The organism is Bacteroides sp. D2 (genome assembly GCF_025147085.1).
Classification (GTDB): domain Bacteria; phylum Bacteroidota; class Bacteroidia; order Bacteroidales; family Bacteroidaceae; genus Bacteroides.
In genome coordinates this window covers 545,947-559,661 of sequence record NZ_CP102261.1, presented here as the reverse complement: position 1 = coordinate 559,661, position 13,715 = coordinate 545,947, and the positions used below count along the sequence as shown (strand labels likewise).

Sequence of the window (13,715 nt, the reverse complement as noted above, 5' to 3'; positions counted from 1 at the left end):
TAATCGAACAAACTTTTATATAGTTATGAAAAAGGTTTATCACTTATTGAGCGTTGCACTGCTGGGCGCAATGGCACTAACCTCTTGCGAAGAGGACAAGATAGTGAATGAAAATAACGGTGAAGGGAACGAAACCGACAAGAATCTGACTGATTATTCATTTATAGCTTCTATTAAACAGTCCGCCCCTTTGGGTCGCAGCAATTTGCAGAATGGAGTGTATACATGGAATAAAGGAGATGCTGTTACATTATGGAATCGCAGCTTCGGAGCCGGCTATGATTTCTCTATCACCCCGGGGTATAATGACAACCAACCTGACAAATCTGCTGAATTCACAGGAAAAGCTGCTGTAGAAAATGGCCATAAGCTGATTGCGGTATTTCCACGGAAAGAAGCAAAAACATTTAATGACCTGGCTACCTTTTCTATGCCGGAGACATTTACTCAGACTGGAAAAACAGCAGAACTGGCAGCCACTACCTATATGGTTGCCACCGGGGATGTGACTGATAATAAGATTCCTGCATTAACGTTTTCACCATTGACTGCATTGATACAGTTTGGTTTGAAAAACACGTCGGACCGGGAACTGAAGATTCGCTATATTACGCTGGAGAGTGATGATGATGTATTTCCCGCAGAGTTGAAGATCGACGAAGACGGAGTGGTACAGAGTCTTTCAGGTATGCGTAACAAACTGACACTTGACATGAGTGGACAAGCATTGGCGCAGAATGAAACATTAAACGGGTATTTGAATATATTACCTACAACCTATGGTGATACCCGGTTGATGAAAAGTACGACCGAACTGAATATTACAGTAAGCGTTTTGAATAATGAAGTGGAACAGGATATTATCCTGCTGAAAAAAGTAAAAGTCAAAGATTTGGAGGATAACATCGGACTTGATATGGATGCTACTGCCAATCAGTTTGCAGCCGGCAAGCATTATAAAATGGATTTTGAGGTAGATTATCGTTTCAGAATTCCTGATGAGGGCTATATGATCGATGATGATGGAAATATTCATATCTATAATAAGACTGGATTATTCGGATGGAATAAAATTGCGGATGAATACCGTAAGGCAACTGTTACTTTAGAAAAAGAATATATCGATGAACCGGCAGGGGATGGAATAAAAGTGATTGATATGGGTAATGAACTTTGGGAACCTATTAGTGCGTTTGGAGGTGTATTTGAAGGTAATGGTGTTACCATCCGCAATTTGCAAATAGCTAATAAAGGTTTTATTGCTACCAATACGGGAACTATCCGGAATTTGACTTTGGAAAATGTAAGTTTCTCTGCTGATATCACAGAGGGAGCAGGAGCATTGGCTGCCGAAAGTTCAACGAGTGTCATTCAGAATTGTACAGTCAAGGGAGTGACTGCAACCGTTATAAAACCGGCAGTTTTTGGTGGTTTGATCGGTCGAAACTCCGAAGGAAGAATAGAAGGTTGTCAAGTTATCAGTGGAACTATTAACCTTAATTTGAGTGGTGCTGGTAATTCTAATTATGGTGGCTTGGTTGGTGAGCATTTTAATGGAACGGCTCTTATTATAAATTCGTATGTCGGTGCAGATGTAACAATCAAGCATCCTAGTAACTCTAGTGGTGCATCCTGTGTCGGCGGACTTGTTGGCTGGAACAACTCCGGTAAAGTCAAAGGTTGTTACTCATTAGCCAAACTTGAGGTTTCTTGTTCCGGACAAGTAGGAGGACTTATAGGGGCTAATAGTAACGGTACGGTTCTGGCCTGTTATGTAGCCGGTTCAATTAGTGGAACTATCTATAATAATACTGGCGGTTTCATTGCACAGAATACCATTAATAATGCTGATGCTACTGTGACGGCTTGCTACTCGACCACGCAGATAAATGTGACTAATAATGCTGGAAGTAATAAATTGGGAGCTTTCGTCGCTTCGAATTCAACAGGAATCAACCAGTGTTATTTCGTAGGCGAGACGGTGACTAATCCTGTAGGAAGCGGATCTGTAAATGGAATTAGTAAGGTAACAGCTACTCAACTCAAGGATAAGAAACGTCAGATGAATCTGGCAATAGAAGCCAAGGATCCAGAATTTGGTTTTAGCTTTAAAGTGAATGAGGATGCAGGATCCAATTTATACTGTCCGTTGATTCTACAGGGGGCTGTGAAAGAACCTGGCTTCGGTGGATCAGATTTTGGAGATGGTGGTGATATTTAAATAACTGATAACGGAAAAAAATAAATCATGAATAAAATCTATTCTTTATTAGGGATCGGGCTGCTAAGTGCAGCCACCCTAAGCTCTTGTAAAGAAGATGTTTTCATTGAAGGTGGGGATGAATTGCAACGGGGAGAATCACAGACTTATGTGGCTGTTGCTTCTATCCGGGGGTATGAAAATACGGACAAAGAATCATCTACACGTGCCAACGTACAAGATGACGGTAGTTCCTTTATGTGGAATGCCGATGATAAGGTTACACTTTGGAATGGAACAAATGGCTATGATTTCACAACCATAAATTATGATGAGAGTGAACCGTCGGGAAATGTGGAATTCACAGGGAATGGTAACTTTGAAGAGGGAGCTACTGTTTGGGGAATCTATCCGAAAAAAGATGCTCCGACTCTAGGGAATGTTTTCACTTTTACGTTGGGAGATGCTACGCAAAGTGCCCAAAAAGCAGAGTTGCAGAATACGATGCACATGCTTGCTAAAGGCACGGTGAATGGGACTACCGTCACCAATCTTAAGTTTGAACATTTGACAGCTCTTTATCAGTTTAAATTCACCAATCGAAGACCGGATGCCTATAAAGTGACAAAGGTGGTTGTTTCGGCTGATGCTGCTATTTTCCCAAAAACGTTGACAGTTTCGGGAGAAGAGAAAACGTATGGTGATAAAAGTAATAGTCTGACTTTGTCTATGACAAGTTTGGAAATGGCAAAGAATGAAGTTGCATACGGTTATTTGAGTTTCTTCCCGATGGCAGACATGACAAAGGATACAGAATTAACCTTTACTGCTACGATAGAAAAAGTGGGAGATTCTTCCTCTACGGAAACAATAGAGAAAAAAGGAAAGATCAGTGAACTTTATAATGCCGAATCGGTGGTAGCAGGAGATGAATATAAATATGTGGCTGGAAAGCGATATGGTATATCATTTATGCTGGTGGCAGACTTGGGATATGAGGAGACTGAAGCGGGTAAGTATTTAGTCAAGAAAGAAGACGGGTTGATAAATTTGGCAAGTGAACCGACTGTTATGACGAATGCTGCTACGGTAATTACATTAGATGCTGATCTTGATATGTCGACTAAAGAGGCATGGGTACCGGTTACGGAGTTTAAAGGTACATTGGACGGCAATGGCAAGACTATCTTCGGTCTTACAATTGAAGCAACAGGAAACGATGCCGGTTTGTTTATAACTAATAATGGTATCATTAAAAATTTAACCCTTAAAGATGTAACGGTGAAACAAGTGCCAGGCGCAGCTGGAGCATTTGCAGCAATAAATACCGGAACGATTCAGAATTGCGTCATTGATGGAGGAGCGTTGACTGTCAATGGAGCAGATGCTAAGTTAGGGGCTATTACCGGACATAATCAGACTGGTGAGTCAATGATAAAGGATTGTAAGGTAAAAGGCAATGTGGTACTGACTGTTGCCGGTGGTAAAGTAAATGCCGGTGGATTGGCAGGTGTGAACGGATGGTGGTCTAAGGCACAAATACAAGGTTCTTCGATTGACAAGGAGGTATCCTTTATATATAGAGGTAATGGTGAAGGTGCCATCGGAGGACTTGTGGGTTGGAATGTTCAGGGAACCATAACTGGCTGTTATTCTTTGATGACTATCACTGCATTTACAGCTGTGAATGCCGGTGGCCTGGTGGGAGGAAACGAAGGACCTGTAACCGCTTCGTTTGCTGCTGGTGAAATAGTGGCCAAAGCGTCCGGAAACATTGGTGGTTTGGTGAAAAATGGTGGAACTTTGACAGGATGTTATTCAACTTCTGTGCTTTCTGGCACTGCTTCTGTTACCATTTGTGGAATATCAACGGGATCAGTGACAGCAAACGAATGTTATTTTATGTCCGACGGAGTTTCGAATCCGGGTGGAAACTTACCAACTTCAACTAAGGTAAGCGATGCTGCTGCCCTTATTGACAAAATAACATCCATGAATCAAGCGGTAGCTGGCTCTGGTTACAAGTATGTTGAAAATACAGGAACCGATAGTGCCAGAGTACCTTTACTCATTCAACCGGATGAATAATAACTGACAGGTATTAGTTTGGAACCCCTTATTTATCCTTGTTTTGTATATGAAGAGGACAAATAGGGGGATTCGTATCTGGAATATACTATCTTTGTATGTCGAAGACATCTTTGGGTTGATTGCGACAGACAACATGACATTCATTATAAAATAAAACTTTATATGAGACGAATCTTTGTTAGCTTACTGCTTTTATCTCTGTTTTTTATGGGTTATGCCCATGAACCGGAATTTTCAATAGCCGGTTTCTTCCGGTTGCCGGATACCGGGCGTGATGTGTACTCGATGAATCCTGCCTGGCGCTTTTATAAAGGAAGTGCGGTGGGTGCCGAAGCAAAAGAATTTAACGACAAAGCCTGGCAGGTGGTGTCTTTACCTAATGGTATCGAGTATCTTCCTACTGAGGCTAGTGGTTGCATCAATTATCAGGGGGAAGTATGGTATCGTAAACACTTTACTCCATCCGAAGCATTGAAAGGAAAGAAACTGTTTCTGCACTTTGAAGCCATTATGGGTAAAAGTAAGATTTATGTAAACGGTAAATTATTGGCAGAGCACTTTGGAGGCTATCTTCCCGTATCGGTAGATGTGACTGATGCATTAAAGTGGGGAGAGGACAATGTGATTGCGGTGTGGGCTGATAATAGCGACGATCCGACCTATGCGCCTGGAAAACCACAAGATGTGTTAGATTATGCCTATTTGGGAGGCATTTATCGGGATTGCTGGCTGATTGCACATAATTATGTGTTTATCACGGATCCGAATTACGAGAACGAAATAGCAGGAGGCGGACTGTTTATTGCCACAGATCGTGTATCGGAGCAATCGGCAGATATTCTCTTGAAAGCGCATATACGTAATGAAGACAAACAGGGCTTTGCAGGAAAAATTTCCTATTCTTTAGTAGACCGTGAAGGAAAAGAAGTGGCATCGTCAGATGTGAAACTGAATATCCGTAAAGGGACTGCGACAAGTCATAATGGAAAGATGAAAGTAGAGCAGCCGCATTTATGGACTCCTGAATCACCTTATCTGTATAATCTGTGTGTACGTATTTATGATAAGAATGGAAATGTAGTAGACGGTTATCGTCGTCGCGTCGGTATCCGTAGTATCGAATTTAAGGGAAAAGATGGCTTCTGGCTGAATGGAAAACCTTATGGTAAACCTTTGATGGGAGCTAATCGGCATCAGGATTTTGCAGTTGTAGGAAATGCGGTTGCCAATAGTATTCACTGGCGTGACGCCAAGAAACTGAAAGATTTGGGGCTGGAAGTAATCCGTAATGCACATTGTCCGCAAGATCCTGCTTTTATGGATGCTTGTGATGAACTTGGTCTGTTTGTTATCGTGAATACTCCGGGATGGCAATTCTGGAATGACGAACCCATTTTTGCCAAACGGGTTTATAATGATATACGTAATATGGTTCGTCGTGACCGTAACCATCCTTGTGTATGGCTGTGGGAACCGATCTTGAATGAAACATGGTATCCGGAAGATTTTGCCGGGCGTGTGAAAGGGATTGTTGATGAGGAATATCCTTATCCGTCTTGCTATTCCGGTTGTGATGTGCAAGCCAAGGGCTCGCAATATTTTCCGGTACAGTTTGCCCATCCGATGGATCTTTCAAAACGTGATCCTAAAATTACATATTTTACACGCGAGTGGGGAGATAATGTCGATGATTGGAGTTCGCACAATTCTCCAAGTCGCACAGCCCGTAACTGGGGAGAACAGCCTATGCTTATACAGGCTGCTCATTACGCTTCTCCTTATTATAATTACATTTGCTATGATGGTTTGTATAAAGAGTCTCCCTGGCATGTCGGCGGATGCTTGTGGCATTCGTTCGATCATCAGCGGGGATACCACCCGGACCCGTTCTATGGTGGATTGATGGATGTATTCCGTCAGCCTAAGTATTCCTATTATATGTTTAAGGCGCAACGTCCGGCTGTCGTTTCCGAGAGTTTGGCAGAAAGCGGACCGATGGTTTATATCGCTCACGAGATGACACCGTTCTCAAGCAGAGATGTAACGGTGTATTCCAACTGCGATGAAGTTCGTTTGACTGTGAATAAAGATGGGCAAACTTATACCTATAAAAAAGACAAGACACGAAAAGGAATGCCTTCTCCGGTAATAACTTTCCCCGGGATATTTGACTTTATGGTTGATAAGAAGATGACTCGTGAAAAGCATGATGCGGACGTCTATTTCCTGGCAGAGGGACTGATGGATGGCAAGGTGGTGGCTACACATAAAGTAATGCCCGCCCGCCGTGCAGAACAGATTCGTTTGAGAGTAGACAACGAAGGAATCGGACTGCGTGCTGATGGATCTGATTTTGTTACTGTTGTGGCAGAAATCACAGATAAGAATGGAAATGTAAAGCGTTTGAATAATTATTATATCAAGTTCTTTGTAGAAGGAGAGGGACGTATTTTGGGCGGAGCTAATGTATTGGCAAATCCTGCTCCGGTGAAATGGGGCAGTGCTCCCGTATTGATCCAGTCGACCACGACTCCCGGAAAGATTAAGGTAAGAGCCAGTGTTTTGTTTGAGGGATCACAGATGCCCGTAAGCGGTGAACTGGAACTAACATCTTCCGCTCCAATGTATCCATTGATATTTGATAAGAAAGAAGAAGCGTTGCCTAAGCCATCCGAATCGTTCTCCATGGACAAGAAGAGTGATGCTGAACTGGAGTTGGAACGCCGCCGTCGTGAACTGAATGAATTAAAACTGAAAGAAGTGGAGCAACAACAGACAGATTTCGGTGAGAAAGTAGATTAAGACTACTCTTACAACAATTTACTGTTCCGGTGTGTTTTTTAGTAACCGGAGATAGAGAGTAAATGATATATTCTTTAGGCACGGGATACGCATTCCGTGCCTAATTTTTTATGTTTCATTTTTTATCTCTATCTTTGCGATACATAATAAATAAGGACGTATGGAAAAAATTGAAATAGAAGAGAAGATTGTAGCTATGCTAAAGACAGTGTACGATCCGGAGATTCCGGTCAATGTATACGATCTTGGACTGATTTATAAGATTGACGTCTCCGATAGTGGAGAAGCGGCACTCGATATGACGCTGACAGCTCCCAATTGTCCGGCTGCTGATTTTATTATGGAGGATATTCGCCAAAAAGTGGAGTCAGTAGAAGGAGTGAATTCCGCCACCATCAATCTGGTCTTCGAACCTGAATGGGATAAAGACATGATGAGTGAAGAAGCCAAATTGGAATTAGGTTTTCTTTAATCGTTCTATGTCAGGCAGTGCTCTGATTTTATAAGTTGTAATTCGTTATTAGATCTCGTAACTGGTAATTAAATGAAGAACATTTATTTTCTTTCCGATGCACATCTTGGTTCTCGTGCTATTGAGCACGGGCGTACTCAAGAACGGCGTTTGGTGAACTTCCTCGATAGTATAAAGCATAAGGCTTCCGCCATTTATCTACTGGGAGATATGTTCGACTTCTGGTATGAATTCCGGCTGGTAGTTCCTAAGGGGTACACCCGTTTCTTGGGGAAGCTCTCCGAACTAACAGATATGGGTGTAGAGGTGCATTTTTTTATAGGTAATCATGACATCTGGTGTGGAGACTATCTCACCAAAGAGTGTGGTGTCATCATGCATCGCGAACCATTGACTACTGAAATCTACGGAAAGGAGTTTTATCTTGCTCATGGTGACGGCTTGGGTGATCCGGATAAGAAGTTCAAGCTACTTCGTTCGATGTTCCACAGCAAAACTTTGCAAACGATGTTTTCTGCTATTCATCCCCGCTGGAGTGTTGAATTGGGTTTAACATGGGCTAAGCACAGCCGACAAAAACGGGCGGACGGAAAGGAACCGGATTATATGGGAGAAAACAAGGAACACTTGGTACTATATACCAAAGACTACTTGAAAAGCCATCCCAATATCAACTTCTTTATTTACGGACATCGTCACATTGAACTGGATTTGATGTTGAGCGCCACCTCCCGTGTGTTGATTTTGGGAGACTGGATTAACTTCTTCTCTTATGCCGTGTTTGACGGAGAGAATCTCTTTTTGGAAGAGTATATCGAGGGAGAGACACAGGTCTAATTATGTTTCAACAAAATAAAAGGTCAGGCATAATACGGAACAAAATATAAAACAAGGGCACAAAGAAGTAGCAGAAAAATAACCTGCCATCTTTGTGCCTTTGTCGTTAGAGAATCTTCAATGCTTATTAGTTAAATCTTCCTTTCTGCTCAAAACACCCGCTCGTTATTCGGCAAAGTTGGTGTATAAGCGGAACTCGTGTGCAGGAACACTGATCTTTTTTTCTCCCTCCACGGGATTCCCATTTTCCAGATATAGATACCATGTACCTTCAGGAATAGTATAATCGATAGATGCATTGGTGAAATTCGCATACACATGAAGTTGTTTCCCATTCACAGCTTTCAATGTCAGTGTACGTCCATTATCCCAATCATTATAACTGACTTTCCAGGTAAATTGAGAAGAAGCGTTGAATAAATCGGAGTGTGTTGTCCGTAGAGTGATTAGTTTTGTATAAATATCTACCAAGCTTTTACGCTCTGTCTGATATTCCCAAAGGACTGGTTTCTTTCCGGTACGTCCATTTTCGTCTATTGAAATATCATACCCCATTTCGCCGAATTGCCAAAGCATTTTCGGACCTGGAACCGTAAAGAAGAATGCGGCGTTGGATGATAACTGTTTGAGCCGTTCGGACAGGTTGGTTTTTAAGGCTCCATTTCCGTATTCAATCTGTTTATAGGCACACCGCTCTTCGTCATGACTTTCCATATAGCCCACAAATTGATTCGGACGGGTGGTGTCATATAATCCGGAGAAATCACTATTATCTTTCCAGCCCATAGCCGACTGACAATAAGAATGGTTCATATTCCTCCAAAAATGAATTCCTTCTGTGGCTAAAGTTGTTTCTTCATTTGCACAGAAATGTTCCATGGTAACCATTGCATCTTCTTTGACAGCTTTTACGGCTTCGTAGTATTCTTTCAGTACTGATACACGAGCAGGGTCGGTTGCCGCCAAATCATCATCACCTGTTGTCTGTTTCTGTGTGAAACCTTTGGTGAAATCGAAACGGAAACCGTCGATGTGGTAAGTATCTAACAGATATTTCAGGTTGCGTTTGACAAAAGCTTTTGTTTGTTCTGAAGTGTGATTGAAATCATCCGGTGAAAAAACATACTTCTGATGCGGTGTTACAGCGTTCAGCCATGGATTCTTAGTGGAAGGGCGGTTATTAAACGTATCCCAGTACATACGGGCAAACGGATTATCATTGTTCGTATGGTTGTAGACTACATCGAAAATAACGGCGATTCCATTCTGATGGCAGGCGTCAATAAAAGCTTTATATTCATTTTGAGTTCCATACGAGGCATCCAGTGCAAAGTATAGTCCGGTGTTGTATCCCCAACTGTCATTACCTGCAAATTCTTGTACAGGCATCAGTTCGATAGCATCTATTCCCAGTTCTTTTAAGTAAGGCAGCTTTTCCATTGCTCCTGCCAGATTTCCACTGGAAGTAAAATCCCGCAACAAGAGCTCATAGATAACCGGATTTTCTTTATTCTTCATCTCAAATTCTCCGGCACTCCATTGATAGGGTTGTGGGTTTGTGCTTACGACTGATACGTAAGGTGCTTGTGCGCCAGTGGGAAAGTTGGTATCCACTCCCTTTTCCAATGCTTGCTCACAATAAGGATCGCACAAGTAAGTACCGCCATCCGAAGCACTGTACACAAAGTACTGGAACTGTGTTTCACCGGCAGTCAATTCCTCCAGAGTGATCCACCAGCAATGGTTTGTTTCGTCATATTTCATCATGTAGCGACTATCCAGTTTCCAGTTGTTGAAATTACCTGTTACAAATACACAATCTTTATGACCGCCCTGACTGTCCTTATCATATAATACAAGCGTTATCGAAGTGGCCGAATGGATATGAATACCCTCTTTTTCTTCTCCGGATATGGGGAGAGGGGTTTTTTGCGGTTCTTCCCAGATAAATCCGTTTTGACTATCTTCTACTAAAGTTGCGTAATCGTAGGTTTGTTGACTACCTTCCGCATCACGTACAATCAGGTTAATGGTCTGTAAGGGAGTAGATGGAGCAACAGAATAGAAATGGCGGATAGATGAGGAAAGGGTGATACTCCACACATTGTCCTTTGTCTTTTTCAGTCTGTATTTATTCTGATTATCTCCCCATGTAGGTGCACCTGTCCAGTTTGCTCCTGTTCCGGAGTGTAAGTACAAGTCGTCAGCGTAACCATAGAAGTTACTTCCTTCGGGTGCTTTGAAGGTGATAGTCAGTGGTTCATCCGCTTTAGGAATAGCCGGATCAAAATTAAATCCGTCGTGGAGAACTTGTTCTTCCGGGGCAGGATCAGTTCCGGACGAAGGACGCTCGCCCGGCATCAACGGATCATCATCTGAACAAGCTCCAAAGCTGTTGAGTATCAGCAATAAAAGGAGCCAAATATATTTAAAGTCTTTCATAAGCCTTATTTTAGAATTCTTCTTCCAATGTAGTGGTACTATATTTAGCTTTGAGTGTGTCAGATTTCGATCATATCTCAAATCTCCTCTTTCCCGAAGAGGGAGACTTGAGATATGATCGTAATTGATTCTACTCGTTGTGCTGTTTAAGAGTGTCTGATAGTTATTCGACTTTACCTTTGCCTGTCGTAAAGTTAATATGGACTTTCTGACCGGCTTTTACATTACATTCGTAGCCAAGTTCGCTTAGATTATCCGATACGTTCTTATTCTCACGGTAAACGATAGTACCATCGCCTTCATTAGCCAGATCAAGTGTAAATTCGCTCTTCCACCAGCCTCCGGCATCTACAGCCGTAGTAGAAATACGTGCCATGCCTGTAACGGTTGCTGCCGGTGATATGAAGTCGCTTGTTTTATCGGTCGGAATCCTGAACAAGGTCGTTTCATCGCAATTCCACGAATTGTTAATCACACCTCCCAACAGGTAAACTTCCGGCAAACGGAATGAAATTGTTTTTCCTTCTGTAGTCACTGCGACAATTACCAGATACCATCCGGATTTACCAATGCCAATATTGCCTCCTGAGGATGTTAATTCGGCGAAATCAATTGCTTCCGGAGATAAGATTTCTTCGTCATAACCAAAGTCTCCTTCCCATTTTCTAACCGGAGCAAACTTGATTTGGTCTCCCGCCGTATAATATTGTATACTCCAGAACATTCCGGGAGTCTGTGTGACAGGAACCATTTCAGGAGCTACTGCCCAATCCCACCCAAGACTGTACGGAGATCCATTGATGTACATGTGCTCGGGTAGATCCTCCTTGATTGTGTATGTATAATCTTCTACATTAATCGTAATTTTCATTTTCTTTCCGCCGGCGCAGGTGAGATTATCCGGGTCGGCTCCTTCTTTATCCCTGAAAGCCAATAATCCCGGATCCGGATCTTCTATTACTTTGGAAGCACCCAAGGCTCTTTGCCAGGCATCCGGAGCTTCTATCGCACTTCCCGGGACAATCTTGAAATCAAACTTCTCTTCCGACTCGACGACTACTGAAAAGAGATACTGATTGTCTTTGTCTACTTCGAGCTTTGTGGCTGTCGATTTGTCCATCTGCCAGCTGTTTAGATCACCTACTATATAGTATTCCGTATCCACAGCCGGAGTTGCGACCGGAGTGATGGCAGATTGCATTTCCGGGTATTCAGTCAGTGAAGTTGCTTCACCGTTGGTTGTCATGACTACCGGTGTCAGCTTTAAAGTGACTTCGCGCTCTAAAGATTTTTGTGACTTATACAAACTTGCCACTTTTTGGTCAAGTTCTGTCAACCTGACTTTTATATTCCCATCTTTTACTTTTGACGGTAGATTTAATATCTGCCCTTCGGCAACTAATTCTATATTACAAGCTGTGAGTGAGAAGTTTTCTGCAATCGAAGAAACAGAGGCGATTACCACAGAATCGCCCGGCTGTTCTTCAAGTTTCATACTGGCAACCGGAGTTATATCTACCATTGCAGTTATAGCTTCTTCCTGGGGATTGGACTGGGGATCAGCCCAGTCCTTAAAATCTTCATCGCAAGCGGTGAAAGCTGCCGAAGCAAGCAACAGACACGCCATATATGATAATCTTTTCATGATATTCAGTTATTAAAGTTAACGATTATTGAGTAACGGAACCTGTTTTCTGAACAAAGTTCAGATTTATTTTCTGCCCTGCCTTAACGTTTATCGCATATTCAGGACCTATTTCCGACCAACTGTCAATCACACTTTTGTTTTCACGGAACACGATTTTTCCATTAGGTATAGCGAACTCCGTACGCCACCAGTCTTCTCCCGGAACTTTGACGGACATACGCAATTCTCCGCCTCCGGTGCATACCGGTGAAACAAAGTCTGCATCTGCCGTTGTTGGTGCTTGGAATTTGCCTTTATCGCCGAATGTCCAATCTCCTATAGCATTGCCTATCAGACAAACTTCGCCCGGAGCAATATCCAGCGTAAAGGCATAATCAGTCCCTTTGATGCTTACAGACATGATCACTGTATACCAGCCTGTGACATTAACGCTGATATTTTGTCCGCCAAATCCATCATCCGATCCGGTGAATGCATCCGAGGCTATTGTCAGACGTGGATCGTTGAATCCGATGTATTCTCCTTCTTTAGTACCGAACTTGAACATATCAGTGCCTCCGAAATAGAATAAACCGAAGAACTTGGACATTCCGTTTACTGCTGCCAAAGGCACCCAGTTGCTCCAATTACTACCTGCCATCGAGCCATTGATAAATATACTGGAAGGTAATTCGAGAGGCGGTACAGCTTTATATCCCAATACTTTGGGAAGTTCAATTACATTCGAAAAAGCGATGCCACGACCACTATCGGTCAGTTCCGCTTTCAGGCGTACATAAACGGGTATGGGAGTGGTCGGAAATTCTTCATCGGAGGATGCACTCCACAAGTCTCCCAGTGCCAATGCAAATTCTAAAGCTTTCACTTCCATTTTGGCAGAAGAATGGGTAGTACCCAAAGTTGTATAATTAGCTTCCGTATTTGTCTCTGCATGAGCGTCAACGAAATTTTCTTCCAGTGAAATTTGTACTGAATAAGTGGTTGCCATCGGAATCCCGTAATCCGGTTGTGTACAGGTTAATTCCAATGATTCGGAGTTTTTAAGGTCGTACACGTTGTTGGAAGCAAAAGCTGGCACATTCAGTACGAACGTATCCGGTTCGTTCAACACAGGGTTGCTGTCACGGTCTGCTTCACAGGCGGACAGAGCTAGTAGCCCCATTGTCAATGTAAATAGTTTATATAGGTTTTTCATTGTTTTCAGTCTTTAAAACGTGAATAAA

General features: G+C 42.6%; 8 protein-coding genes. 5 read left to right on the top strand and 3 right to left on the bottom strand.

Going from position 1 to position 13,715, the window contains the following annotated elements:
• Window positions 1-25: 25 nt before the first annotated feature.
• The 5 genes from NQ505_RS02055 to NQ505_RS02035 all read left to right on the top strand — a co-directional run bounded on the left by NQ505_RS02055 (window position 26) and on the right by NQ505_RS02035 (window position 8,402).
• Window positions 26-2,221, top strand: a complete 2,196-nt coding sequence (locus NQ505_RS02055) for a hypothetical protein (protein ID WP_008997940.1) — start codon at window positions 26-28, stop codon at window positions 2,219-2,221.
• A 27-nt stretch (window positions 2,222-2,248) separates the two neighbouring features.
• A complete protein-coding gene (locus tag NQ505_RS02050) occupies window positions 2,249-4,288 on the top strand; it encodes a GLUG motif-containing protein (protein WP_008997939.1) in 2,040 nt (679 codons plus the stop codon).
• 165 nt (window positions 4,289-4,453) lie between these two features.
• Complete coding sequence (locus tag NQ505_RS02045; RefSeq protein WP_008997938.1) at window positions 4,454-7,093, top strand: glycoside hydrolase family 2 protein; 2,640 nt, start codon at window positions 4,454-4,456, stop codon at window positions 7,091-7,093.
• Window positions 7,094-7,253: 160 nt separating this feature from the next.
• Window positions 7,254-7,565 (top strand): iron-sulfur cluster assembly protein, encoded by a 312-nt coding sequence (locus NQ505_RS02040; protein ID WP_004299750.1) that lies wholly within the window; start codon window positions 7,254-7,256, stop codon window positions 7,563-7,565.
• A gap of 72 nt (window positions 7,566-7,637) precedes the next feature.
• Entirely contained in the window at window positions 7,638-8,402 is a 765-nt protein-coding gene (locus NQ505_RS02035; protein WP_004299751.1) for a UDP-2,3-diacylglucosamine diphosphatase, read from the top strand.
• Window positions 8,403-8,567: 165 nt separating this feature from the next.
• Here the strand turns inward: NQ505_RS02035 and NQ505_RS02030 are convergent, their stop codons facing one another.
• The 3 genes from NQ505_RS02030 to NQ505_RS02020 all read right to left on the bottom strand — a co-directional run bounded on the left by NQ505_RS02030 (window position 8,568) and on the right by NQ505_RS02020 (window position 13,687).
• A complete protein-coding gene (locus NQ505_RS02030; protein ID WP_008997937.1) occupies window positions 8,568-10,844 on the bottom strand; it encodes an alpha-amylase family glycosyl hydrolase in 2,277 nt (758 codons plus the stop codon).
• A gap of 163 nt (window positions 10,845-11,007) precedes the next feature.
• Complete coding sequence (locus tag NQ505_RS02025) at window positions 11,008-12,489, bottom strand: DUF5115 domain-containing protein (RefSeq protein ID WP_004305043.1); 1,482 nt, start codon at window positions 12,487-12,489, stop codon at window positions 11,008-11,010.
• Window positions 12,490-12,514: 25 nt separating this feature from the next.
• Window positions 12,515-13,687 carry a SusF/SusE family outer membrane protein gene (locus NQ505_RS02020; RefSeq protein ID WP_008997936.1) on the bottom strand — a complete coding sequence of 391 codons (1,173 nt, stop codon included), beginning with the start codon at window positions 13,685-13,687 and terminating at the stop codon, window positions 12,515-12,517.
• Between the last annotated feature and the right edge of the window lie 28 nt (window positions 13,688-13,715).